Source organism: Mesorhizobium sp. M0983, assembly GCF_040318975.1.
Classification (GTDB): domain Bacteria; phylum Pseudomonadota; class Alphaproteobacteria; order Rhizobiales; family Rhizobiaceae; genus Mesorhizobium.
On the sequence record NZ_JAMYNH010000024.1, the window covers coordinates 1 to 24,793 of the forward strand.

Annotated in this window: 23 protein-coding genes; 10 read left to right on the forward strand and 13 right to left on the reverse strand. The window is 63.9% G+C overall.

All coding sequences use genetic code 11. From position 1 onward, the window contains the following. Positions 1-258: 258 nt before the first annotated feature. From NKH71_RS28090 to infC, 7 genes are all read right to left on the reverse strand, one after another. The gene (locus tag NKH71_RS28090) at positions 259-861 is read right to left on the reverse strand and encodes a nucleotidyltransferase family protein (protein ID WP_352789430.1); all 603 of its coding nucleotides are present in this window, start codon (positions 859-861) and stop codon (positions 259-261) included. 39 nt (positions 862-900) lie between these two features. After that, positions 901-3,309 carry a phenylalanine--tRNA ligase subunit beta gene (pheT, locus tag NKH71_RS28095; protein ID WP_352484468.1) on the reverse strand — a complete coding sequence of 803 codons (2,409 nt, stop codon included), beginning with the start codon at positions 3,307-3,309 and terminating at the stop codon, positions 901-903. 106 nt (positions 3,310-3,415) lie between these two features. Beyond that, positions 3,416-4,501 (reverse strand): phenylalanine--tRNA ligase subunit alpha, encoded by a 1,086-nt coding sequence (pheS, locus tag NKH71_RS28100; RefSeq protein ID WP_023718300.1) that lies wholly within the window; start codon positions 4,499-4,501, stop codon positions 3,416-3,418. A gap of 96 nt (positions 4,502-4,597) precedes the next feature. Beyond that, positions 4,598-4,999: a 50S ribosomal protein L20 gene (gene rplT, locus NKH71_RS28105; protein ID WP_006201247.1), complete on the reverse strand. Its 402-nt coding sequence runs from the start codon at positions 4,997-4,999 to the stop codon at positions 4,598-4,600. Positions 5,000-5,146: 147 nt separating this feature from the next. Then, entirely contained in the window at positions 5,147-5,350 is a 204-nt protein-coding gene (rpmI, locus tag NKH71_RS28110) for a 50S ribosomal protein L35 (protein ID WP_006201248.1), read from the reverse strand. 178 nt (positions 5,351-5,528) lie between these two features. Further along, positions 5,529-6,170: a methyltransferase family protein gene (locus NKH71_RS28115; RefSeq protein ID WP_023718299.1), complete on the reverse strand. Its 642-nt coding sequence runs from the start codon at positions 6,168-6,170 to the stop codon at positions 5,529-5,531. A 202-nt stretch (positions 6,171-6,372) separates the two neighbouring features. Next, positions 6,373-6,909, reverse strand: a complete 537-nt coding sequence (gene infC / locus NKH71_RS28120) for a translation initiation factor IF-3 (RefSeq protein ID WP_023677573.1) — start codon at positions 6,907-6,909, stop codon at positions 6,373-6,375. Positions 6,910-7,123: 214 nt separating this feature from the next. Between infC and NKH71_RS28125 the strand changes: the two genes are divergently transcribed. The 4 genes from NKH71_RS28125 (at position 7,124) to NKH71_RS28140 (ending at position 10,490) form a co-directional block, all read left to right on the forward strand. Beyond that, positions 7,124-7,894, forward strand: a complete 771-nt coding sequence (locus NKH71_RS28125; protein ID WP_352484469.1) for an alpha/beta hydrolase — start codon at positions 7,124-7,126, stop codon at positions 7,892-7,894. Between the two features lie 4 nt (positions 7,895-7,898). Further along, positions 7,899-9,041, forward strand: coding sequence for a benzoate/H(+) symporter BenE family transporter (locus NKH71_RS28130; protein WP_352484470.1), 1,143 nt, complete (start codon positions 7,899-7,901; stop codon positions 9,039-9,041). 116 nt (positions 9,042-9,157) lie between these two features. After that, entirely contained in the window at positions 9,158-9,634 is a 477-nt protein-coding gene (locus tag NKH71_RS28135; RefSeq protein WP_352495238.1) for a DUF2852 domain-containing protein, read from the forward strand. Positions 9,635-9,731: 97 nt separating this feature from the next. Then, positions 9,732-10,490: a M48 family metallopeptidase gene (locus tag NKH71_RS28140; protein ID WP_023718295.1), complete on the forward strand. Its 759-nt coding sequence runs from the start codon at positions 9,732-9,734 to the stop codon at positions 10,488-10,490. Between the two features lie 8 nt (positions 10,491-10,498). On the opposite strand, the gene NKH71_RS28145 is transcribed toward NKH71_RS28140, so the two are convergent. Continuing rightward, positions 10,499-10,717 (reverse strand): hypothetical protein, encoded by a 219-nt coding sequence (locus tag NKH71_RS28145; RefSeq protein ID WP_023718294.1) that lies wholly within the window; start codon positions 10,715-10,717, stop codon positions 10,499-10,501. Positions 10,718-10,884: 167 nt separating this feature from the next. Between NKH71_RS28145 and NKH71_RS28150 the strand changes: the two genes are divergently transcribed. The 6 genes from NKH71_RS28150 (at position 10,885) to NKH71_RS28175 (ending at position 16,504) form a co-directional block, all read left to right on the forward strand. Beyond that, positions 10,885-11,544 carry a phosphoribosylanthranilate isomerase gene (locus tag NKH71_RS28150; RefSeq protein WP_023718293.1) on the forward strand — a complete coding sequence of 220 codons (660 nt, stop codon included), beginning with the start codon at positions 10,885-10,887 and terminating at the stop codon, positions 11,542-11,544. 33 nt (positions 11,545-11,577) lie between these two features. Further along, a complete protein-coding gene (trpB, locus tag NKH71_RS28155) occupies positions 11,578-12,828 on the forward strand; it encodes a tryptophan synthase subunit beta (RefSeq protein ID WP_023718292.1) in 1,251 nt (416 codons plus the stop codon). A 2-nt stretch (positions 12,829-12,830) separates the two neighbouring features. Beyond that, positions 12,831-13,670, forward strand: coding sequence for a tryptophan synthase subunit alpha (trpA, locus tag NKH71_RS28160; protein WP_352789431.1), 840 nt, complete (start codon positions 12,831-12,833; stop codon positions 13,668-13,670). A gap of 37 nt (positions 13,671-13,707) precedes the next feature. Continuing rightward, positions 13,708-14,634 (forward strand): acetyl-CoA carboxylase, carboxyltransferase subunit beta, encoded by a 927-nt coding sequence (accD, locus tag NKH71_RS28165; protein WP_023718290.1) that lies wholly within the window; start codon positions 13,708-13,710, stop codon positions 14,632-14,634. Positions 14,635-14,696: 62 nt separating this feature from the next. Continuing rightward, positions 14,697-16,022 carry a bifunctional folylpolyglutamate synthase/dihydrofolate synthase gene (locus NKH71_RS28170; protein ID WP_352789433.1) on the forward strand — a complete coding sequence of 442 codons (1,326 nt, stop codon included), beginning with the start codon at positions 14,697-14,699 and terminating at the stop codon, positions 16,020-16,022. A gap of 62 nt (positions 16,023-16,084) precedes the next feature. Continuing rightward, positions 16,085-16,504, forward strand: a complete 420-nt coding sequence (locus NKH71_RS28175) for a VOC family protein (protein WP_023718288.1) — start codon at positions 16,085-16,087, stop codon at positions 16,502-16,504. Positions 16,505-16,551: 47 nt separating this feature from the next. On the opposite strand, the gene NKH71_RS28180 is transcribed toward NKH71_RS28175, so the two are convergent. The 5 genes from NKH71_RS28180 to NKH71_RS28200 all read right to left on the reverse strand — a co-directional run bounded on the left by NKH71_RS28180 (position 16,552) and on the right by NKH71_RS28200 (position 24,764). Next, the gene (locus NKH71_RS28180; protein WP_023718287.1) at positions 16,552-16,833 is read right to left on the reverse strand and encodes a cupin domain-containing protein; all 282 of its coding nucleotides are present in this window, start codon (positions 16,831-16,833) and stop codon (positions 16,552-16,554) included. 132 nt (positions 16,834-16,965) lie between these two features. After that, complete coding sequence (trxA, locus tag NKH71_RS28185) at positions 16,966-17,289, reverse strand: thioredoxin (protein ID WP_023677558.1); 324 nt, start codon at positions 17,287-17,289, stop codon at positions 16,966-16,968. A 73-nt stretch (positions 17,290-17,362) separates the two neighbouring features. Beyond that, complete coding sequence (addA, locus tag NKH71_RS28190; protein ID WP_352895540.1) at positions 17,363-20,875, reverse strand: double-strand break repair helicase AddA; 3,513 nt, start codon at positions 20,873-20,875, stop codon at positions 17,363-17,365. Beyond that, the gene (gene addB / locus NKH71_RS28195) at positions 20,872-24,009 is read right to left on the reverse strand and encodes a double-strand break repair protein AddB (RefSeq protein WP_352895541.1); all 3,138 of its coding nucleotides are present in this window, start codon (positions 24,007-24,009) and stop codon (positions 20,872-20,874) included. Before addB ends, addA begins: the two co-directional genes overlap by 4 nt. Continuing rightward, on the reverse strand, positions 24,006-24,764 hold the full coding sequence (locus tag NKH71_RS28200; protein ID WP_023718284.1) for a nucleotidyltransferase family protein: 759 nt from the start codon (positions 24,762-24,764) through the stop codon (positions 24,006-24,008). Before NKH71_RS28200 ends, addB begins: the two co-directional genes overlap by 4 nt. Positions 24,765-24,793: the final 29 nt, after the last annotated feature.

The window sequence follows — 24,793 nt, forward strand, 5'->3', positions numbered from 1 at the left end:
ACGGCGTAATCGAAACGGGGCGTTTCGGCGCCCCGTTTTCGGTCGCGCCGCAATGCAAATAATTGCGAGATATTGGCGCGAGGCACCCCCCTCTGTCCTGCCGGACATCTCCCCCTCAAGGGGGAGATTGGACGTCACCTCGGCTTTCGCCAATCACGGACGTTGCAGGAGCGAGCGGATCGCCGAAGCTGCCGATCTCCCCCCTTGAGGGGGAGATGTCCGGCAGGACAGAGGGGGGTGCTGTCCCGCCGACATTTCCTACCAAGGCACGACACTGATCTCCGGCCAGTTCTCCCTCGCACGCGCGCCCTTCATCTCGTGCGTCTGCTGATTATCTAGTGCACGGTTCGGGGTAACGCGAAACGAGAAGATGTCGTCGAGCCCGAACGGCGCCACGAGCGCGAGTTGCCCATCGGTGCCGAATCTAACGCCGACCGCATGGGTTTTCGAAGCGAAATAGGACAGCGCCTCGGCGGACGACGACAGTCTGGGATAGGAACCGCCAAAGCGCGCCTCAAACCACAGATGCACCCGCGCCTGGTTGCGCACTTCGACCGGCAGCGTCAGTCCTTCGAACTGCTTCGCCGCCCGGCGGATGACCGTGTCCTCGGCCTCGTAAGACAGATCGCTCTCATCGAAATAGAACAGATCGACATCACGAATGCCATATCCCGAAGGCTTCGCCGTCAGATGATTCCAGACGCTGTTGTAAAGCGCGCCGGACACGACCAGCCAGTCGGGGAGGTCGAGCGCCCGTACCCGCGACAGCGTCTCGCCGACCAGCGGATCGGGCGAGACGATATCGAGAAAGGCTGCACGCTGTTCCTCGAAGGGCAGCCCTGAATAGCGCAAATGGTTCATCGCCCTTTGGAGGGCGATTCGCCATGCGTCCGCAATCCCTCAGCCGCGCAGCACGCCGCCGGTCTGTTTGCCGACATTCTCGACGATGCGCTTGGCCAGCGCCTCGAAATCCTCGTCGGTCAGCGTCTTTTCGACCGGCTGGATCGAAACTTCGATGGCGATCGACTTCTTCGCCGCGCCGAGCGCTGCACCCTCGAAAACATCGAACACCGAGACGCCGGAAATCAGCTTCCGGTCTGCGGCAAGGGCGGCGCGAACGAGTGTGCCGGCTTCGACCGCCTTGTCGACGACGAAGGCGAAATCGCGCTTGACCGCCTGGAAGGCGGACAGATCGAGCCTCGGCTTTGTCCGCGTCGGCTTGGCCTTCGGCTCGGGCACGGCATCGATGAACACCTCAAACCCGCAAAGCGGACCGGAGACGTCAAGCCCCTCCAGCGTCTTCGGATGGAATTCGCCGAACGTGCCGAGCACGACCTTCGGCCCGAGCTTGATCGTGCCGGACCGGCCGGGATGATACCAAGCCGGGCCGCCGGCCTCGATCTGCAGCCGCTCGACCGGCGCGCCGCAGGCTTCGAGTGCAGCGATGGCGTCGGCCTTGGCATCGAAGACGCCGACGGCGCCGGCATTGCCTGCCCAATGGCGGCCGGAGCCCTCGAGCTTGGCGGTGCCGCGCCGAACGCCGGCGGCAACACGCCGCTGCTGGTCGGCGCCGTCGCCCTCGTAAGTGCCCGACACTTCGAACAGCGCGACATCGCCGATGCCCTTGTCGGCGTTGCGCTGCGCGGCCGCGATCAGGCCCGGCAGCAGCGACGGCCGCATGTCCGACATATCGGCGGCGATCGGGTTGGCAAGCTTCAGCGCCTGCTGGCCGCCGCCGAACAAATCGGCGTGTTTTGCCGGAATGAACGACCAGGTGACGGCCTCCATCATGCCGCGCACGGCAAGTGCCCGCTTGGCGGCGCGGGTGCGGATCTGCAGCACAGTCAGGATCTTGGCGTTGACCGCGTCGTGGCTGCCGAGCGGCTGCGGCGCGATATTGTCGACGCCGTGGATGCGCATGACCTCCTCGACCAGGTCGGCCTTGCCGTCGACATCCGGCCGCCAGGACGGGACCGCCACATTGACGACATCGCCCGTGCCCTCCGGCTTGAAGCCGAGGCGGGCAAGAATGTCGAGGCTCGTCGAGCGCGGCACTTCGATGCCGGTCAGCCGCTTCACGTCCGACAACGGGAACGAGACGATCTTCGGCCGATGGCCGGCATAGCCGACGACTTCGGTTTGCGTCGGCGTACCGCCGCAGAAATCGAGCACCAGCCTCGTCGCCAGCTCCACACCGGGAATCATCATTTCCGGGTCGACGCCACGCTCGAAGCGGTAGCGTGCATCGGTGATGATGCCGAGCGTGCGGCCGGTGCGGGCGGTGGCGATCGGGTCCCAAAGTGCCGACTCGATCAGCACGTCGGTGGTGTTCTCGTCGCAGCCGGAATGCTCGCCACCCATGATGCCGGCGATCGACTCGATACCATCCTGGTCGGCGATGACGCACATCTCCGGCGTCAGCGTGTATTCGCGGCCGTCGAGCGCCAGCACCTTTTCGCCGTCGCGTGCCCGGCGCACGGTGAGATTGCCGGTGACCTTCGCAGCGTCGAAGACATGCAGCGGCCGGCCGCGATCGAAGGTGACATAATTGGTGATGTCGACCAGCGCACTGATCGGCCTCAAGCCGATGGCGAGAAGCCTTTGCTGCAACCATTTCGGCGACGGTCCGTTCTTGACGCCGCGCACCAGGCGCAGCGCAAAGCCGGGACAGAGCTCCGGCGCTTCGATCGTCACCTTGACCGGCGTCTCGCCCTTGCCGGGGATCGGCTCTATCGGCGCGCTCTTCAGCGTGCCGAGCCCGCTCGCCGCCAGATCGCGGGCGATGCCATAAACGCTGGTCGCATCCGGCCGGTTCGGCGTCAGATTGATTTCGATCAGCGGATCGTCGAGATGGGCATAGGCGGCGAAACTGGTGCCGACCGGCGCATCGGCCGGCAGGTCGATGATGCCGTCATGCTCCTCGGACAGTTCGAGCTCGCGCTCGGAGCACATCATGCCGTGGCTTTCGACGCCGCGGATCTTGCCGACGGTCAGCGTCACGTCGATGCCGGGAATATAGGTGCCGGGTGCTGCAAAGGCGCCGATCAGGCCCGCGCGGGCGTTCGGCGCGCCGCAGACAACCTGCACCGGCGCCCTGCCGTCGCCGGTGTCGACGGTCAGCACGCGCAGCCGGTCGGCGTCGGGATGCTGGACTGCCGTCAGCACCTTGGCGATGACGAAAGGTTTCAAGCTCGCCCGGTCGTCGACATGCTCGACCTCGAGGCCGATCGAGGTGAGACGTTCGACGATTTCCGCCAGCGAGGCATCGGTCTCGAGATGATCCTTGAGCCAGGAGAGGGTAAGTTTCATGACTGTGTTCCGTCTGGTCTGGGCACGCTGGGCTTGAAGCTATGCGGCCGCGCGTCGGACATGTGCAGGAAGGCTAGCTGCCCGCGGATTTGCTGCGGCCCGGTTGTCACGCGCTTAGCCCGCCAAACAGCGTCGGCATGTCGAGCGGCCTAAAACCGTAATGCGACAGCCAGCGCACATCGGCGTCGAAGAAGGCGCGCAGGTCGGGCATGCCGTATTTCAGCATGGCGATGCGGTCGATGCCCATGCCCCAGGCGAAGCCCTGGTATTCGTCGGGATCGAGGCCGCCGTAGCGGAGCACGTTGGGGTGGACCATGCCGCAGCCTAGGATCTCCAGCCAGTCTGAGCCTTCACCGAAGCGCACCTCGCCAGGCCGCGAACGGTCGCACTGGATATCGACCTCGAGGCTGGGCTCGGTGAACGGGAAGAAGGACGGCCGGAAGCGCATCTTGACGCTCGGCACCTCGAAGAAGGCCTTGCAGAACTCCTCCAGTACCCACTTCATGTTGGCGACGTTGGCCGATTTGTCGATCACCAATCCCTCGACCTGATGGAACATCGGTGAGTGGGTGGCATCGGAATCCTGCCGGTAGGTCTTGCCAGGAATGACGATGCGGATCGGCGGCTTCTGCATCTCCATGGTGCGGATCTGCACCGGCGAGGTGTGGGTGCGCAAAAGCTTGCGTTCGCCCTGCTCGTCCGGCTGGAAGAAGAAGGTGTCGTGCATCTCGCGCGCCGGGTGGCCTTCCGGGAAGTTCAGCGAGGTGAAATTGTAATAGTCGGTCTCGATGTCGGGACCTTCGGCGATGGCAAAGCCGAGATCGCCGAAGATCGCCGCGATCTCGTCGATAACCTGGCTGATCGGATGGATGCGGCCGCGCTCGGCCGGCGATTGTCGCACCGGCAAGGTGACGTCGACCTTCTCGGCGGCAAGCCGTGCCGTGATCGCCACATCTTTCAGCTCGGCGCGACGGGCCGAAAGTGCCTCGGTGACGCGGTTCTTGAGGCCGTTGATTGCCGGGCCTTTGACCTGGCGCTCCTCGGCGCTCATCGAGCCGAGTGTCTTCAGTATCTCGGAGACCGAACCCTTCTTGCCGAGGGCAGAGACACGCACCGCCTCGATTGCTTGCTCGTCGGCGGCAGAGGCGATCTCGGCCATCAGGGAATTTTCGAGAGTTTCCATGTCACTCATGTTCCAGACCCGATTGGAAGCAAAGAAAAACCCGCGCCAGCCCTGCCAGCGCGGGTTTCCCAAATCAAGTGTCGAATAGCTTGGGAAGCGCTGGTCTTAAGCGACAGCGCTTTCAAAAGCGTTCGGCGTGGTGTTCTTGAGGTATTCGAGCGCGACCTTGGCCTTGGCCACGAGTGCGGCAAAAGCCTGCGGCTCGTGGATGGCCATGTCCGACAGGATCTTGCGATCGATCTCGATGCCGGCCTTGTTGAGACCGTCGATGAAACGGCCATAGGTCAAGCCATGCTCATGCGTCGCCGCATTGATGCGCTGGATCCACAGCGCGCGGAACGAACGCTTGCGATTCTTGCGGTCGCGATAGGCGTACTGCAGCGACTTTTCCACCGCCTGCTTGGCGATGCGAATGGTGTTCTTGCGGCGGCCGTAAAAACCCTTGGCGGCTTTCAGGACCTTCTTGTGCTTGGCGTGCGAGGTGACGCCTCTCTTTACGCGTGCCATGTCATGATCTCCTTAAAAGCAATTCCAGGAAAAGTGCCTAGCGGTTTTCCGTTCGGAATTGCGTAAAACAAATGCGTGTCCAGACCGAATGCCCTTATTTGGCGCATGATGTTTTCCAAAAAGTTTGCAACTTTTTGGCATCATGCCCTAGAGGCCGTTCGGCAGAAAATTCTTGATGACCTTCTTGCCATCCGGTTCAGCCAGAACCATCGTGCCGCGGGCATTTCGAATGAACTTGTTGGAACGCTTGATCATGCCGTGACGCTTGCCGGCCGCAGCCGACAGAACTTTACCCGTACCTGTGATCTTGAACCGCTTCTTGGCGGCCGATTTGGTCTTCATCTTGGGCATTTTGCTACTCCGTTTATATGCGCACCAATGCGCTTTTTGTTCGCTTCAGTCCGACCAAAGCCCGAAAAGCAAATGAAACCGCCACGGCATGCCCTGCCGGGCGGTTTTTTTGGAACGCGGTCATATACGTCAAAGCGAGGGCGCGCGCAACACCCAGCGCTCAGCAACCTTGTAGTGCTCAGGGGAAACGGAACAGCACCGGTAATATGCCCGACTGCTGGGCGCCGTCGATCAGTTCGAAAGCCGGCAAGGCAAGGAGGAACACCAGCCCGTCCAGTAACGTGGTTCGCAGCAGGCGCGGCTTGAAGCTGCCGGTGTCGCCTTCCTGATACAGTGACAGTTTCGGGAAGAAGCGCGGCACTTTCGCCAGATAGGCCTGGTATGGCGCGCCGAGAACCTCCTTGAGGAATTTCTCCTCGCGCAGGATAACGATGTAAAAGGCACCCGCGCAGAGCGCTCCAAAGCCGATCGTGGCCGCGATGGAGCCGATCTGTGCGCCGACACCAGCGGCAGCTAAAGTGGAGAAAAGGTAGAGTGGGTTGCGCGTGATCGAATAGGGTCCGCCGGTCACCACTTCGGAGGATTTGCGTCCGCCGATGTAAAGCGTCGACCACAAGCGCCCGACGATGCCGAGAAAGATCAGCACGACGCCGACCATTTCGATCGTTTCATGCACTGGCGTATCGGGAGGGAAAACCGACTGGCCGAACAGCAGCGCCGCGAACATCACCATGATGAGAACGGCAAGTACCATCCTGCGCATATGCTGGTAGCTGCCAAGCCCGTGCTTAACTTGCGCGTATCTGACTTCATTGACCATGTCGGGAATCCGATCGTCGAGGGAACCAGAGCGTCGTTGCTCTCGCCGGCGATCGCAGCGTCTGGCCAAGAAAACAGGCGCCCCGCCGATCGCCGGGACGCCTTGCAACATGATTCAGGCGGATTTAATGCATGTCGCCCAAAAGTGCGCAGCGGTTTTGGGACAACGACATGCACAAAACAGAACTAAAGCGCAACGCGCTTTAGCGGGGCGCCAGCACCATCATCATCTGGCGGCCTTCGAGCTTCGGTTCGGCTTCGACCTTGGCGATGGGCGCCACTTCCTCGCGAACCTTATTCAGAAGCTGCATGCCGAGTTCCATGTGCGCCATCTCGCGACCGCGGAAGCGCAATGTCAGCTTGACCTTATCGCCTTCCTCGAAAAAGCGCCGGACGGCCTTCATCTTGGTCTCATAGTCGTGGCTGTCGATGTTCGGGCGCATCTTGATCTCCTTGATCTCGATGACCTTCTGGTTCTTGCGCGCCTCGGCCGCCTTCTTCTGGTTGGCGTATTTCAGCTTCCCGAGATCGAGGATCTTTACGACGGGCGGCACTGCATTGGGCGATATCTCGACCAGATCGAGCCCAGCCTCTTCGGCGAGCAGCAATGCGTCGTTGATGGAGACATCGCCCCGGTTCTGGCCTTCGGCGTCGATTAGCTGGACCCGGGGAACCCGGATATCACGGTTGGAGCGCGGGCCTTCCTTGGTGGGCGCCGCTGCTTTGAAAGGTCTGCGAATGGTCGTGGTCTCCTTGAGCCGTTTCGTTAAGGGGTTCTTCAGTTCAGAATTGCGAACGCGCAATGTGGTGAGTGCGCGGTCGGAGTCAATAGCACAGCATTCTCAGGAAATCACCTGCTCGATGAATGCTCCTCTGCACCAAGCGAAGAAAGTAACAGAGCACTTTTCGTTGAACCCCCGCTTGTGCCAAAAGACCGGCGCGAGGGAATACACCATGAGCACCACCACCCCGATCTTCCTAGACGTCGACGGGACGAGCATCGCCGTCAGGCATGCGGCAGGTGCCGAGCCCGGCATCGTCTGGCTTGGCGGCTACAAATCCGACATGCTGGGCACCAAGGCCGAAACCCTGTCGGAATGGACGCGCAAAGAAAGCCGGGCCTTCCTGCGCCACGATTATTCCGGCCATGGCGAATCGGGTGGCGCCTTTGCCGACGGCACCATCTCGAAATGGCTAGGCGAGAGCCTGGCGGTTTTCCGCCGCTTCACCCAGGGCAGGCAAATCCTGGTTGGTTCGTCGATGGGCGCGTGGATCGCGCTGCGCATGGTGCAGGAATTGCGTAAGGCGGGCGAGAACAGCGTCGCCGGCCTTGTGCTGCTGGCCCCGGCGCCCGATTTCACGTTCGAACTGGTGGAGCCGGTGCTGACCGGAGCGCAGAAGCGCGACCTCAGGAAAAAGGGTTTTTTCGAAGAGCCGTCGGATTATTCAGCCGAGCCTTACATCTACACGCGCGCTCTGATCGAGGACGGCCGCAGCAACCGGGTGATGACCGGGCCGGTCGACACGCACTGTCCGGTCCATATCCTGCAAGGCCTGGCCGATCCCGACGTGCCGTCGAGCCATGCGCTCAAGCTGGTCGGCCTGCTGCCGGCCGACGACGTCACGCTGTCGCTCATTCCGGACGGCGACCACCGCCTGTCGCGACCTCAGGATCTCGATATGCTGGTGCGGGCGGTGGACGCGATGGTGCGGCAGGCGGGATAGAGACATGCGCATTTCCATTCCGGTGTCCGCCTTTGTGGCGGCGATCGTCGGCTTCGGCGGTACGCTGGCCATCGTCATTGCCGCCGCCAAGGCGGTCGGCGCAACGCAGGTCGAGACCGCAAGCTGGGTGACGGCACTCTGCCTGGCGATGGCCATCGAGAGCCTGTGGCTGTCGTGGCGCACGAAAATGCCGGTCATCACCGCATGGTCGACGCCGGGCGTCGCGCTGATCGCCGCATCGACCGGCTTTTCGATGGGCGAGGCGGTTGGCGCCTTCATCGTCACCGGGGTCCTGCTGGTCGCCACCGGCCTGTTCGGGCCATTGACCAAGCTGATCGCCAGAATACCGGCTTCGGTCGCGTCCGGAATGCTGGCCGGCATCGTCGTAACCTTCGCCATCAATGCGGTGAAGACCGTGCCCGTCGACCCCTGGCTGATCCTGCCGCTGGTTGCGGTCTTCTTCGTCATCCGCCTGTTCAACCCGGCGCTGTCGGTGCTGTTGGTGCTGATCGGCGGCGGTCTCGCGGCCTTTCTTACCGACCGGGTCGGCGGTCTGCCGGCACCGGAACTCTCGAGCTTGACGCTGGTAATGCCGCAGTTCACCGCCGCTTCGATCATCGGCCTGGCATTGCCGCTCTATCTGGTCACCATGGCCTCGCAGAACCTATCCGGCCTCGCCGTGCTGAGGGCAGCCGGCTATCATCCCGAACCCGGGCCGCTGATCGGCGTCACCGGCCTGTTTTCGCTGCTGACGGCGCCGTTCGGCGCCTCGACGACCAATCTTGCGGCGATCTCGGCGGCGATCTGCACCGGACCCGACGTGCATCCCGATCCGGCCGAGCGCTGGAAGACCGGCCCGTTCTACGCGCTGGCCTATCTTGTCTTTGCCCTGTTCGGCGCCTCGCTGGTGGCGATCTTCGCCGTATTGCCGCAGAGCCTGATCGCGCTGGTCGCCGGCCTGGCGCTGATGGCACCGCTCGCCAATGCGCTGTCGATCGCCTTGAAAGACGAGGACGAGCGGATGGCCGCTACCGTCACCTTCGCCGTCACCGCATCGGGGCTGACGCTGTTCGGCGTCGGTGCGGCGTTCTGGGGCCTGATCGCCGGATTGGTCGTGCTTTTCCTTGAAATGCTCAAAAAGCGATAATCATTTCAGCCGCTTGTCCGGTTTTGGCGGTTGCTGTCTTGAATCGCCGTTTTCTCCATCCCATTTCGATTCCACGCAGCCGGATTTGGCTGTCTCCAACTGAAGGATTGGGAGAAATGAACACATCTGCATTGATCCGTCCGGCCTGGACGCCGGCGACCATCGCGCTGATGGTGATCGGGTTCATGGTGTTCTGGCCGCTCGGCTTCGCCATGCTCGCCTACATCATCTGGGGCGACCGGCTCGACGGCTTCAAGCGTGACGTCAACCGCGCCACCGACGGCATCTTCGCCGGCTGCCGCCGCGGTTCCGACAAGGCCGCGCGCTGGGGCCATGGCTCCGCCCGCACCGGCAACGTCGCTTTCGACGACTGGCGCGAAAAGGAACTCGAGCGGCTTGCCGAGGAACGCCGCAAGCTCGACGAGATGCTGAGCGAGTTCGACGAATATGCCCGCGAATTGCGCCGCGCCAAGGACCAGGAAGAGTTCGATCGTTTCATGGCCAACCGCAACAAGTCGACGTCTCCCACGACCGGGTCGACGACGAACAACAAAACCACCGGCAAGTCCACGCCAGGCCTGCTCGACGAGTAACGTCCCGTGCCCAGATAGATAATCCAACGGCGTCGCGTCAGCGGCGCCGTTTCTTTTTTGTTCTAGTCGTTTCCCTCGAATCACGTATCGTCCCGGAATGTCCTTCGGCTTCTTTCGCACCCCGACGAAACCCAAGCCCACGCCCGTCGTGGAGCGCGAGCATTGCGTTGCCGGCCGCACGCTGCCGCTCAAGATCGTCGAGAACGACAGGGCGCGGCGCCTGACGCTGCGCATCGATTCCGGCGGCCGCGGCCTGCGCATCACCGTGCCGCCGGGGCTGCGGCGCGGCGAGGTGGAAAGATTCCTCGACCGTCATCAGGACTGGCTGGAGCAAAGGCTGGCCAAGGTGCCCAACCGGCCGCAGGTGCGGCCCGGCATCAAGATACCGGTGCGCGGTGTGCCGCATCGCATCGTCCATGAACCGTCGAAACGCGGTACAGTCACGCTGTCGCGCGACGAGCGCGGTCCGCTGATGATCGTGCACGGTGAGCGCCTGCATCTGCCGCGCCGCATCGCCGATTTCCTCAAGCGCGAAGCCAAGCGCGAGATCGAGGCGCTGGTGACCAAGCACAGTGCTGCGGTCGGCAAGCGCGCCAAGGCGATCCGCTTCAAGGATACGTCGAGCCGCTGGGGGTCCTGCACGTCGGACGGCAATCTGTCGTTTTCCTGGCGCATCATGATGGCGCCGCGGCCGGTGATAAACTACCTCGTGGCGCACGAGGTGGCGCATCTCAAGGAGATGAACCACGGCCCGAAATTCTGGAAATTATGCGAGCAGCTGTGCCCGGACACCGAGCGCTGCAAGGATTGGCTCAAGCGCAATGGCGGCGCGCTGCAGGCGATCACGTTCGAGTAGTTGTCCGATCAATCGTCATTCGCCGCGTTCAACTCCTCCGGCCGCAACCCCTCATCGACATGGCGCGGCCAAGGCAGAAAATCCTTCTCGAAGCCATCGTTGCTGAAATAAGCCAGCGCCCGATGCGCCTCCGCGCCGTTGAAGGCTGCCTTGTCCATCAAATGAGCGATGACCTCATGGGCCTGCGCCAGCTTTTGCCTGAGTTCCGCGACGGTCTTTTCCGGCATGGTCTTTGTTCTCCCGCCTTTGTGCCTGAGCAAGGTAGCGCGTTGCGCTCTTATATTAGCAAGGTGGCGCGTTCCGCTCTTACATTAGCAAGGTAGCGCGTTCCGCGCCGGCGGCAAACAGGATGCTTTTTCTCGACTCTTTGGTCGTTTCGTGCCAATCCCGCGCCATGGCGCTGGACATCAAGATATGCGGATTGAAGACTGACAAGGCACTGGCCGCGGCATTGGCCGGCGGCGCCAGCCATGTCGGCTTCAATTTCTTTGCCAAAAGCCCGCGCTATGTCGAGCCGGTGGAAGCCGGCCGCCTGCGCGAAGCGGCGCGCGGCAAGACCAAGGCGGTTGCGGTGACGGTCGACGCCAGCGACGCGTTCCTGGACGAGATCGTCGAAAAAATGCAGCCCGACATGCTGCAGCTTCACGGCGCCGAAACGCCCGACCGGGTGGCTGAGGTGAAGGCGCGCTACGGCTTGCCGGTGATGAAGGCCTTGCCGGTCAGCGAGGCTGCCGATCTCGAGCGGGTTAAACCCTTCGTCGGCATTGCCGACCGTTTCCTGTTCGATGCCAAGCCGCCTAAGGGTTCGGAACTGCCGGGCGGCAACGGTCTTGCCTTCGACTGGCGCATTCTGGCCGGCCTTGACGCCGGCGTCGATTACATGCTTTCCGGTGGGCTCAATGCCGGCAATATCGGCGACGCCCTTCGGCTGGCGAACCCGCCCGGAATAGATCTTTCCTCGGGCGTGGAAAGCGCGCCGGGGGTCAAGGAACCGGCGCTGATCGAACAATTTTTCCGGGCCGTCGGGGCAGCACGCGACAACCGCGCCGCCTGACCACGCTTCAAACCACAGACCAGGAGATCGGCGATGGATAAGCCGGCGATACCGAATTCCTTCCGCACCGGCCCCGACGAGCAGGGCATGTTCGGCATTTTTGGCGGTCGTTTCGTTGCCGAAACGCTGATGCCGCTGATCCTTGAGCTGGAGCGGCACTGGAACGAGGTCAAGAACGATCCGGACTTCAAGGCCGAACTGACCGATCTCTCGACGCATTACGCCGGGCGGCCGTCGAAGCTCTATTTCGCCGAAGGCTTGACCAGGCATCTTCGCGAGGTTTCCGCAGCGAAGGGCCTCGGCGGGGGCGCAAAGGTCTATTTCAAGCGCGAGGATCTGAACCACACCGGCTCGCACAAGATCAACAACTGCCTCGGCCAGATCCTGCTCGCCAAGCGCATGGGCAAGACGAGGATCATCGCCGAGACCGGAGCCGGCCAGCATGGCGTCGCTTCCGCTACAGTGGCGGCGCGCTTTGGGCTTCCCTGTATCGTCTATATGGGCGCGACCGATGTCGCCCGGCAAAGCCCCAACGTCTTTCGCATGAAGCTTCTGGGCGCGGAAGTGCGGCCGGTGACCGCCGGCCACGGCACGCTGAAGGACGCCATGAACGAGGCGTTGCGCGACTGGGTGACCAATGTCGAGGACACCTATTACCTGATCGGCACCGCCGCCGGCCCCCACCCCTATCCAGAGCTGGTGCGCGACTTCCAATCGGTGATCGGCACCGAGGCGCGCGCCCAGATCCTCGAGCAGGAAGGCCGGCTGCCGGACACCATCATCGCTTGTGTCGGCGGCGGTTCCAACGCCATCGGCCTGTTCCATCCCTTCCTCGACGACAAAGAGGTTCGCATCATCGGCGTCGAAGCCGGCGGCCGCGGCCTCGATGGCATCGAGCATTGCGCTTCGATGAGTGCCGGCGCGCCCGGCGTGCTGCATGGCAACCGTACCTACCTCCTGCAGAACGCCGACGGCCAGATCATGGACGGCCACTCGATCTCGGCCGGGCTCGACTATCCCGGCGTCGGGCCGGAGCACTCGTGGCTGCGCGATTCCGGCCGCGTCGACTATGTGCCGATCCTCGACGACGAGGCGCTCGAGGCGTTTCAGCTGACGACGCGCGTCGAGGGCATCATTCCGGCGCTGGAATCCGCCCACGCTATCGCGCAGGCGGTGAAGATCGTGCCTGATATGGACAAGGACCAGATCGTCATCGTCAATCTGTCCGGCCGCGGCGACAAGGACGTGCATACGGTGGCCAATATGCTGGGCATGGAGATCTGATCATGACCACCCGTATCGACCGCCGCATGGCGAAGCTGAAGGCCGAAGGCCGACCGGCACTCGTCACCTATTTCATGGGCGGCGACCCCGACTACGACACGTCGCTGTCGATCATGAAGGCGCTGCCTGGCGCCGGCAGCGACATCATCGAGCTCGGCATGCCGTTTTCTGATCCAATGGCCGACGGCCCGGCGATCCAGGCGGCCGGCCTGCGGGCGCTGAAGGGCGGCCAGACACTGGTCAAGACGCTGAAGATGGCCTCGGAATTCCGCGCCGGCGACAATGAAACGCCGATTGTCTTGATGGGCTACTACAATCCGATCTACATCTACGGCGTCAAGCGCTTCCTGAGCGACGCGCTGGCCAGCGGCATAGACGGGCTGATCGTCGTCGACCTGCCACCGGAGATGGACGAGGAGCTTTGCATCCCGGCACTCAAGGCCGGCATCAACTTCATCCGGCTGGCGACCCCGACCACCGACGACAAGCGCCTGCCCAAGGTGCTGCAGAACACATCGGGCTTCGTCTACTACGTCTCGATGACCGGCATTACCGGTTCGGCGCTGGCCGACACCGGCAAGGTGGCGGCAGCGGTCAAGCGCATCAAGAGCCATACCGACCTGCCCGTCTGCGTCGGCTTCGGCGTCAAGACCGCCGAGCAGGCGCGCACCATCGGTGCCTCGGCCGACGGCGTCGTCGTCGGCACCGCGATCGTCAATGCGGTCGCCAACGTGCTCGGGCCGAAGGGCGAAAAGACCGCCGATCCGGCCGAGGCCGTTGCCACGCTGGTCAGCGGGCTTTCGCAAGGGGTTCGCGCGGCTCGCCTTGCTGCCGCCGAATAATCTTCCTACGTCTTCTTAAGGGACAGGAGCCGAAGCGATGAACTGGATCACCAATTACGTCCGTCCGAAGATCAATTCGATGCTCGGTCGCCGCACCGACATGCCGGAAAACCTGTGGATCAAGGATCCCGAGACCGGTGAAATGGTGTTCCACAAGGATCTGGAGCAGAACCAGTTCGTCATCCCGTCCTCCGGCCACCATATGAAAATATCGGCCAAGGAACGGCTGAAATTCTTCCTCGACGACGGCAAATACGAGACGCTGGAAAATCCCAAGGTCGTTCAGGACCCGCTCAAGTTCCGCGACGAGAAACGCTATGTGGACCGGCTGAAGGATGCCAAGGCCAAGACCGGCATGGAAGATGCCATCATCAATGCGCTGGGCACCGTCGAAGGCCTGCCGGTGGTGGTGACGGTGCAGGATTTTGCCTTCATGGGCGGCTCACTCGGCATGGCGGCCGGCGACGCCATCGTGCATGGCTTCGAAGTTGCCCTGCAGCGCAAGCGGCCGCTGATCCTGTTTGCGGCCTCCGGCGGCGCCCGTATGCAGGAAGGCATCCTGTCGCTGATGCAGTTGCCGCGGACCACGGTCGGCGTCGACAGACTGAAGGAGGCCGGCCTTCCCTACATCGTCGTCCTGACCAACCCGACGACCGGCGGCGTCACCGCCTCCTACGCCATGCTGGGTGACGTGCACATTGCGGAGCCCGGCGCCCTGATCGGCTTTGCCGGCCCGCGCGTCATCGAGCAGACCATCAGGGAAAAGCTGCCCGACGGCTTCCAGCGCGCCGAATATCTGATGGAACACGGCATGGTCGACATGGTGGTGTCACGGCTGGAGATGCGCCAGACGATTGCGCGGCTGCTGAGAATGCTGCTCAAGCTGCCGGAAGAGCAAAAATCGCAGGAGCCGGAAATCCTGCCGCCGTCGGTGATCCCGGTCGAAGCCAGGCCGCAAGCCTGACGCGACATCATGCGGCGCGGGCGGCTGTTGTGTGCCGTTGTGCGCACGCTTAGGATTCCTTCATGACCACGCTTGCCGCCGACCGCGAAATCGAAAGCCTGATGGCGCTTCACCCGAAGGGCTTCGACCTTTCGCTTGACCGCATTTCGCGGCTACTCGAGCGCCTCGGCAACCCGCAGGACCAGCTGCCGCCGGTCATCCACATCGCCGGCACCAACGGCAAGGGCTCCTGTGCCGCCTTTTCACGGGCGCTGCTCGAAGCCGCCGGCTACCGCGTCCATGTCCACACATCGCCACATCTGGTGAACTGGCATGAGCGCTACCGACTGGCCGCCGATGGCGGCGGCAGGCTGGTGGACGACAAGGTCTTCGCCGAAGCCATCGCCCGCGTCGCCAAGGCCAATCAAGGCCAGAAGATCACCGTGTTCGAAATCCTCACCGCAGTCACCTTCGTGCTGTTTTCCGAATATCCGGCCGATGCCGTCATCCTCGAGGTCGGCCTTGGCGGCCGCTTCGACGCCACCAATGTCATCGCCGAGCCGGCCGTGTCGGTGATCATGCCGGTCTCGCTCGACCACGAAGCCTATCTCGGCGACCGCGTTGAACTGATCGCCGCCGAAAAGGCCGGCATCATCAAGCGTGGATGCCCGATCGTCATCGGCGCGCAGGAAAGCGAGACGGCGCAGCAGGTGCTCATCGAAACCGCCGAACGGCTCGACTGCCCCGCCTTCGTCTATGGCCAGGATTTCCTTGCCTATGAGGAAAACGGCCGCATGGTCTATCAGGACGAAGACGGATTGATGGACCTGGCGCCGCCGCGCCTGCCGGGGCGCCACCAATTCGCCAATGCGGCAGCGGCGATCGCGGCGGTCAAGGCGGCGGGCTTCGAGATCAGCCACCGCGCCGCCGAGAAAGCGATGGCCAATGTCATCTGGCCGGGCCGCATGCAAAAGCTGCCGCAGGGGCGGCTGGGCGAACTGGCGCCGAAGGGCGCCGACATCTGGCTCGACGGCGGCCATAATCCCGGCGCCGGCGTGGTCGTCGCCGAGGCGCTGGCCGAGCAGGAGGAAAAGAACCCGCGGCCGCTGTTCCTGATCTCGGGCATGATCAACACCAAGGACCAAAGCGGCTATTTCCGTGCCTTCAAAGGGCTGGTGCGGCATGTCTACACCGTGCCGGTGAGCACGAGCGACGCCGGCGTGCCGAACGACGAACTGGCGACGCGCGCCATCGAGGCCGGCCTGTCGGCCGAACCCGTCAGTTCCGTCGCCAATGCGCTGATGCTGCTGCGCGACACATGGGACGGACCGCCGCCGCGCATCCTTGTCGGCGGCTCGCTTTACCTGGCCGGTGCGGTATTGGCCGAAAACGGCACACCGCCGGTTTGAGGCGTGCCTCCACCCGGGCCATGATGACGCCACACCTATCAGATCACCGCGAGGAGCCAATCATGATCAAGGTAAAGCAGCTCGCTCACGTTTGCATTTTCGCGAATGACCTGGAGAAGACGCGAAGCTTCTATCGGGACGTCCTCGGCATGGATACGCAGTTCAATTTCCTGCGCGACGGCAAGATTTTCGGCTTCTATCTCAATTGCGGCAGCCGTAGCCATGTCGAAGTGTTCCAGAAAGACGGCGCGAGCTATAGCGACTTGAACCAGATCAACCACTTCTGCCTCGAAGTGGAAAACATCGACGCCGCGATCGCCCATCTGAGGTCAGAGGGGGTTGATGTCACTTCCAAGAAACGCGCGTGCGATGACACCTACCAGGCTTGGATCCGCGACCCCAACGGCGTGAAGATCGAACTGTTCGAATACACTGAGAAAAGCGCACAATTCGTCGGCGGCGATCGCATCGCGGATTGGTGATCGCGCCTCGCCGGACAATTGTAGCGGCGCAGCCGATGGTTGGTGGACTACTTCAGCTCGACCTCGATGAAGGCGAATTCGCCATCGTTTGCGCTGATGACGTCATGTTCGACGCCCTCGTTGCGGAAATAGGGCGCGCCCTTCTTCATTTCGGCGAAGGATTCGCCATCCTTGGTCAGGAGCTTCACCTTGCCGTCGGTCAACGGCACGATCACATAGTCGTGGCCATGGCGGTGCCAGCCGGTGTTGTCGCCCGGGGCGAAGCGGTATTCGGTGACGATGACGCGCTCATTGTCGATGAAGACGGTGGCCTTGGCGGATCCGGTCATATCGCTTCTCCTTTGTATTCAGAAGAGAAGAATACGGGGCGGCAAGCCGCGAGTGCCAGAGCGGCCCACCAATGACGCCAGCAAAAGAAAGCCCGGCGCGAGGCCGGGCTTTTCTGCAAAATTTTGATCGGATCAGGCGAGACTGCCGTTGATCCAGTGCGACAATGCCGTTTTCGGCGCAGCACCGACCTTCATATCGGCGACTTCGCCGCCCTTGAAGATCATCAGCGTCGGGATCGAGCGCACGCCGAACTGCGCGGCCAGCTCAGGATTCTCATCGATGTTGAGCTTGGCGATCTTTATCTTGCTGCCGAGTTCGATGGCGATATCCTCAAGCGCCGGGGCGATCATCTTGCACGGGCCGCACCATTCCGCCCAGAAATCGACCACGACCGGCTCTTTGGCGTTGAGCACGTCGGCCTGGAAATTGCTCTTGTCGACCTTGACGGTGGCCATGCTGAGATCCTTTCGATTTGTTCGTCGCACCAAATGTGGTGGTGATCGTGTCCGTCTTCAAGCAAGTGTTGTGTCACGCTCCCGTGAGTCTAGCAAGCGCGTCGTCCATTGCGGCCGCCGGCAGTTCGATCAGCCGCGGCGCCTCGGTGAACAGCAGCGCCGCCGAGACCTCGCGTCCCGGATAGAGCGGCTGAAGCAGCGCGCGATAAAGTGCGAGTTGCAGAACATAGGCTTGCGGCACTTCGGCGAGCGTAGCTGGCGCTGGCCGATTGGTCTTGTAGTCGACGATCGAAACCTTGTCCGGCGTTACTGCCAGCCGGTCGATCTTGCCGGAGATCGAGCGCAGTTTGCCCCTCACCTCCAGGCTGCCCATGATGGCGACTTCAGCGCGCGAGTTTGGTGCAAACAGCGGCGCGAAGCGGCTGTCGGCAAGAATTCTGGAAACGCCAGCCAAGGCTTTGTCGCGCTCGTCTTCAGGCCATTGAGCTCCGGCGCGCGCCAAATAGCGCTCGGCGGCATCCTGGCGTTTTCCCTCGGCGATGCCGGGCAGCATCTGCAGCAATTTGTGCAGCGCCAACCCGCGAATCACGGCAAAGCCGGGCTCGGCGTCGGCATCCAATACCGGCGAACGCGTGTCGGCCACCGCTTGCCGCGCCTCGTCGATCAGCACCGAGGCGCCGGACGGCGAGAGCGGCCGCGGCAGTTCCTCGAAAGGCGGCAAAGGCTGGAACAGGGTTTCCGGCAGTGGCGCAAAGCGTTCCGCCTGCCGTGCCTCATCCACTGCCGCCAGTGGCATGGGCGGCAGCTTCGTCACCTGGAAACGATGCACGGTCTCGCCAGTGGCGGGATGCCGGCGTTCCGCGCTTTCAGCGGCGCCGACCAGCGCGCGGCTGACGACCGAATGCCAGGTGCCGGTATTCTGCGCCCGCTTGCCATGGTAGCCGCAGACGATCAGCCGATCCTCGGCGCGAGTCATGCCGACATAGAGCAGCCGGCGGTATTCGTCGTCGGCGAGCTCGCGGGCGCGGGCCGATGCGGCGCGTGAAAATCCATTGGCGACATCGCTGGCCGACCGCCAGAGATAGCCCTTGCCCTCCCAGCAGTCGCCCGACCCTTCGAACGGCATCAATCTCGGCAGGTGCTGGTCGCTGAACGGCGCGGAGCCGCCATCGACCAGGAATACCACCGGCGCTTCCAGGCCCTTGGCGGCATGCACGGTCATGACGCGAACCTCGTCGCGGGTCTGGTCCATTTCGCGCTTGATCTCGGGGCCGGCGTTTTCCAATGTCGACAGGAAGGATTCCAGTCCCGGCAGGCCGGTCCGCTCCTCGGCCAGGCAGAAATTCAGGAATTCGTCGAGGATGTCGCCGGCCTCCGGACCGAGCCGCGCGATCATCTTCTTGCGCAGGCCGTCGCGGGCGAGAGCTCCGGCGTAAAATTCGAACACCGGCTTGAATGCGACTTCGTTCGACCATGTGTCGAGCCGGCTGACGACGGCGGCCAACGCCTCGCTTTCGCCGGCATGCCGGCGCAGCGAGGCGATCAGCGAGACGCCCGACGGCCTCTCGGCAGCAAGTGCGAAGAGCTGCTCTTCCGAGACATCGAAGATCGGGCTGCGCAGCACGGCGGCCAGCGACAGATCATCCTGCGGCTGGATGAGAAAATGGCCGAGTGCGATCAGGTCCTTCACCGCGATGTGGCCGGGCAGGCTGAGCCGGTCGGCGCCGGCCACCGGAATGTCGCGGCGCTTCAGCGCCCGCGTCAGCGCATGGACCAAGCGGTCGCGCTTGCGCACCAACACCAGCACGTCGCCGGGCCGGAGTTTCTTGCCGCGACCTTCGATGACCTCACCGTTGCCGATCCAGCCGGCAATGGTTGCGGCGACGTTTTCCGCAACGCGCACCGCCGGCGCATGGGCATGGTCGACCGCTTGCGTCCAATCGTCTGGTTCGTCGACGACATCGGCGCCTATCGACGGCCAGACCTCGACATAACCCGGCGCATCGGTGCGGATCGCCTTGTGGTCGAGCGGATCGGGATCGTGGCTGATGCCGCGCCGCACGTTCGGGTCGGCAAAGACACGATCCACCGCCGCAAGCACGTCGTCGGTCGAGCGAAACGACCAGGTCAGCTTGAGATCGGCGAAGGCGGCGTCAGCGGATCTGACTTTGCCCGCAAACAAAAGCCGGCTGTCGGCAAAGGAATCCGGAGCGGCCCCCTGGAAGGAATAGATCGACTGCTTTTCGTCGCCGACCGCAAAGATGGTGCGGTGGACGGTGTCGCGTGCGCCGAGCCCGGCAAAGAACTCCTCCGCCAGCCGCTTGACCACCTCCCACTGGTCGGGACTGGTGTCCTGCGCCTCGTCGAGGAGGATGTGGTCGATGCCCTGGTCGAGCTTATATTGCACCCATGGGCCGGCGTCGGGCCGCGCCAGTAGATTGACAGTGCGGGTGATCAGGTCGTTGAAGTCGAGGAAGCCGCGGGCGCGCTTCAATTGCTCGTAGCGGGCGATCAGCCAGTCGGCGATGGTCAGCGCGGCACGCGTGCCTTCCAACATCCTGAACAAGGCCAGGCGGTCGGAGATTTCGAGAATGGCGTCGACCGCCACGAGATAACGTTCGGCAAGATCGGGCAGCCGGTCGAGCAGCGCCTTCTTGAACGTCTTTGCCGGATCATAAGGCTCGCCATCGGCCCTCAGGAGAGCCTTGGCAAGCAGATTCAGGCGTCGGGCCGGATCCTGCTCGGCGAAGGCAAGACGGGCGTATGGCAGCAGATTGTTCAGCACGATGCGTGCATCGGCGGCCTCGGCCGCCCGTGAAAAGGTGACGAGATAATCCGGCAGGAAGCCGGGCAGCGGCCAGACCGAGTCGGCTATGCCTTCGGCGGTCTGGCCGGCTCGGAATTGGAACTCGTCGAACAGCGCCTGAAAACCATCGCCGCCGGCCATGGCGATGAAGGCGCGCAGACCGTCGCGCTTGCGCACGATTTCGGCCAGCAATGCGTCGAGCCCATGTTCGCCGCCGCGCTCCAGCACGGTGGCAAAAGCTTCGGCCAGTGCCGCATCGCCTGCAACACCGCCGGAGATCATGTCGCGGCGGGCGGCGGCAAACAGCGAAGCCTCCATTTGCGGATCAAGCATTTCGAAATGCGCCGGGATGTTGGCTTCCAGCGGGAACTGATGCAGCACCGATTCGCAGAAGGCGTGAATGGTCTGGATCTTCAGCCCGCCCGGTGTTTCCAGCGCCTCGGCAAACAGCCGCCGCGCCCGGCGCATGGTTTCGCGGTCGGGCTGGCGGCTGTCCAGCGCCTCTATCCGTGTCGAGAGCTCGGCATCACCAAGCGCCGTCCATTGCGACAGGGTCGAAAACACCCGGTTCGACATGTTGGCGGCGGCGGCGCGCGTATAGGTCAAGCACAGGATCTTGGACGGATTGGTGCCGCGCAGCAAAAGCCGGATGACGCGCTGGGCGAGCACATGGGTCTTGCCCGATCCGGCGTTTGCCGACACCCATGCGGAGTTATGCGGGTCGGAGGCGCTCGCTTGGCTGGCGGCGGTGTCGCTCGGGATGGGATAGGCCTTCTTCACGCCTCCCCTCCCTCCTCGTCGGCGTCGCCGCCGGCGGACCATTCCAGCACGCGGGCGAGATGGTCGTAGTCGCCGTCGGTCTCACCTTCGCGGAACGGCAGCGCCCGCGACAGATAGCCGGTCGCCGGGTCGGCGTAGTGGATCAGCAGTTTTTCCAGCCGCGCCCAAGCCTCTTCGGCGAGATCGGCGGCGGTTCGCGCCTTGCGGTTGTATTCGAGGATCGATTCCTCGAACACCTCTCCGTTCGGCTTCAGCCGCACGAAGGCCAATTGCGACGGCTCGCATGCGCCAAGCTCCTTGAAGGCGCCGCGACGCAGCAGCGCGCCCTCCAGCGCCAGTTGCGGCGCGAGCAGCGTGTGCGCCTGCGCTTTGGATGGCGAGGAGCCGGTCTTGTAATCGAGGATGTCGGCCATGCCGCCGGCCAGCAGATCGATGCGATCGGCATAGCCGGACAGGGTCACGCCGGATCGGCCGACGCCGGTCTTTTCGGCGCGTTCCTCGGCGTGCCGCCGTACCACGGCGGCGGCCCGGCCGCGCTCCCATTCGATAATGCCGGCGGCAAGCTTTTCGAAGCGCGGCCACCACACCGCCTCGACATCGGCGGGCAGGGCAGCATCGGCAAAGCAGGACCGGCCGGCGGCGATGAGCCCGTCCAGCGCCTCCGGCGCGCGCGGGTCGGCCACCCTCGCTGAGAAGAGGTGCAGAATGGCGTGAAACAGCGTGCCGCGCTCGGCAGCGCCCGGATCACCAACGACCGGATCGAGTGGCATCAGGCCGAGTATCCTTCTGGCATAGACCGCATACGGGTCGCGACGTAGCGTCTCGATCTCGGTGACCGAGAAGTGGTGCGGCCGCAGGGCGAGCGGCGGTTTCGGCTGCGGCCTCGGCGCAAAGTCCTGCTTTTCGCCGGCATCAAGCGCACGCGCCCAGGCAAGCAGTTCATCGCCGCGCCGGCGAAGTGCCACAGCATGGTCCTCGCCGACGAAGGTAAGGATACGCTGCAGCCAGCGCGACGGCACCGACGGAGCGTCGCCGGAACGGGCGGAGCGAGCCAGCACCACTTTTTTGGCGCCCATGGCCATCTGGAAATCATGGGCGGCAAGGCCGATGCGCCGCTCCGGCGGTTCAAGATCGATGCCGGTCTTCATCAGCCGCGACATAAAGCGGTCACTCTCCGGCTTGCGCGGCCACACGCCTTCGTTGAGTCCGCCGACGACCAGCGTGTCGATATCCTGAAGCCGCGCTTCCAGCACGCCCCAGATGGCGATGCTCCTGTCGGTGCCCTGCGCCGGCTTGACCATTTCGGGCGCAATCAGCGCCTCCATCACATCGGGCCATTCGTCCGCGGCGAAGGAGAACGACACCGAGGCCGCGACCAGACCGCGCAAGAGCTCGGCAAGCTTTTCACCGGCATCGCCGGCATAGAGTTCGCTGAGGCTTCCGTCAGCAGCGCGGCCGAGGCTTTCGAGCACGCCGACACTGGCGCGCACAAGCGTGGCAAGATCGGCATTCTCCTCGCCGCGAAAGGCAACCAGCGGCGCCAGCGCAGCCGTTAGCCGGATCAGCAGATCGCGCGCCTGTTCGATGCGCCTGACCGAGAGGCGCGATCGCCAGAAAGGCGGGCGGCGATTGCCGCCGTCGTCGAATTCGGCAAGCCGGGCACCGAAGAGTTGCGGCAGCGACGCGACGTCCGGGCGACCGGTGCCGCCGCGCAGCGCCACGAGTTCGACGATTTCGGCCGCATGGCGGACGCTTGCCCGCTCCAGGCCGAGGCCAAGCAAGGGATGCTTGAGCAGTGACAGCAGGGCGACCGGATCGCCCGGGCGGAACGCCGCCTGAAGCGCCAGCCGGAGCAGGCTGGCGGCTGGCGTGTTGATGAGCGGCGTGCCGCCGGAATCGTCGGCGGCGACGCCGAAGCGCAACAGCTCGACCGAGACGCGTCGCGCCAGCGCGCGGTCGCCGGTGACCAGTGCGGCGCGCTGGCCGGGCCGTTCGACGGCCTGTTTGAGCGCAACGGCGATCGCCACGGCTTCGTCGCGTTCGCTGGCGGCCTCGAGAAGCGTCACACCAGCGAAGGCCTCGGCACTATCGCCAGCGGTGAAGCGCGCGCGCGTCTCGGCCCAGAGCTCGGTGGTCTCCGCCGGCCGCAGCGCCTCGCCGACAAGTGCGGCGCGCAGCGCAAGTGGCCGCGGCGCAACAGCAAGCTCCCCGACATCGGCCCGAAGCACCCCGATCTTGCCGATCAACTTTGCCAGGCCGTATTGCGGATGGCCAAGCAAAGCCGGCCGCGCACCAGGTGCACTGACGGCGGCAAAGGACGGCTCGTCCAGCGTCCGGTCGAGGCCGGGCAGCACAACAGCGCCATTGGGCAGACCGGCGATTACGGCAAGCAGCTCGGCCGTGGCGGGGATGGAGCCGGTAGAGCCGGCGGCGATCACCGGCCCGGCGGGTGGATTGCGCTTCAGCCGCGCCGCTTCCAGCCTTATCAGGGCATTGCGATGCGCTGCCGGATTGGAGCGACGGCGTTCCTCGAGCAGCATCGGCCAGTTCTCAGTCACGATGGTCAGGAAATCGAGCGTCACCTGCCACCAGCCTGCAAGGTTGCCGGTTACAAGGTCGGCGAGCCTCGCCCAATCCGTGCCTTCCGTCTCGATCTCATCCATCAGCCGTGCAAGGTCGCGCGCCAGCCAGATGGCGTCGGCGGCGGAGGCCGGGATGACGATCTCCTCGTCGAACAATGCCGCGACATGTGCCGGCAGGCGGCGTTTCCACGCCCGCACCAGCGGCGCAAGCAGCAGAAGACGCTCGACCGCGGCGATCGGCGGCGCAAAGTCGATGGCGGCCGAAGCTTCCGTCTCGAAGGCGGCTTCATCTTCATCAAACTCACCAAGTGGGCGGATGACCGGCAGGATCGCCGAACGGCTTCCCGAGCGCGAGAGAGCATCGACGAAGACGCCGCGAAGCGCCCGCGCTGCACGGCGCGTCGGCACGTAGATGGTGAGATCGGCCAGCACCAGCGGATCGCCATCATAGGCAAAGCCGGGAACCAGGCGCCCTGCAAGCAGCGCCTCGGCCAGCGTCGGCAGGAACGGCGCTCCGGGCGGGATCGAGAAAACGCGGCGGGAGCCGCTCATTTCGACTCGGCAAGAGCGCCGGGTGCCTCAGCAAGAGCATCGGGCGTGCCGGCAAGCGCGGCAGCGACCACTGCTTCCGCCCGCGGGATCGCGTCGGGTGTGCCGACAGTGATCCAATGGCCACGCATCGTCATGCCGAACAGGCGGCCGGCGGCGATTGCCGCATCGAAATAGGCGTTGAGCGACAGCGGGCCGGCCGGCGCGTCCTTGAAGATGCGCGGATGGACGATTGCGGCGCCGGCATAGATCAGGCCGGCCGGATCGTTGTTCGCACGCCGCAACGCGCCGTCCGGCGCCATCAGGAAATCGGTGCCGCCGCTATGTCCGGTTGCCGACTGGAGATCCGCAAGCATCAGCAGAATGTCCATTGTCGCGCCCTCCCATGCAAGGGCAAGTCGCCTGAGATTGGAAACGCCGCTGTCGATCCAGAAGGTGTCGGCGTTGAGCACATAGAAGGGTGCCCCTAACCTGGGCAATGCCTTGACGATGCCGCCGGCAGAGTCGAGCAGGCCGCTGCTCTCATCCGAGATGACGATTCTCGGCGCACTGCGGCGGGCTACATGGTCCACGATCTGTTGCGGCAGGTAATGGACGTTGACGACGGCCTTGGCGACACCGGCTTCGGCTAGGCTGTCCAGCCCCCAGTCGAGCAATGTCTTGCCGGCGACCTTGACCAGCGGCTTCGGCATGGTCTCGGTGATCGGCCGCATGCGCTTGCCGAGCCCGGCGGCAAGCACCATGGCGGTCGTCGGCATCGGTCCCGACGCTTTCAGGCCCAAATCCT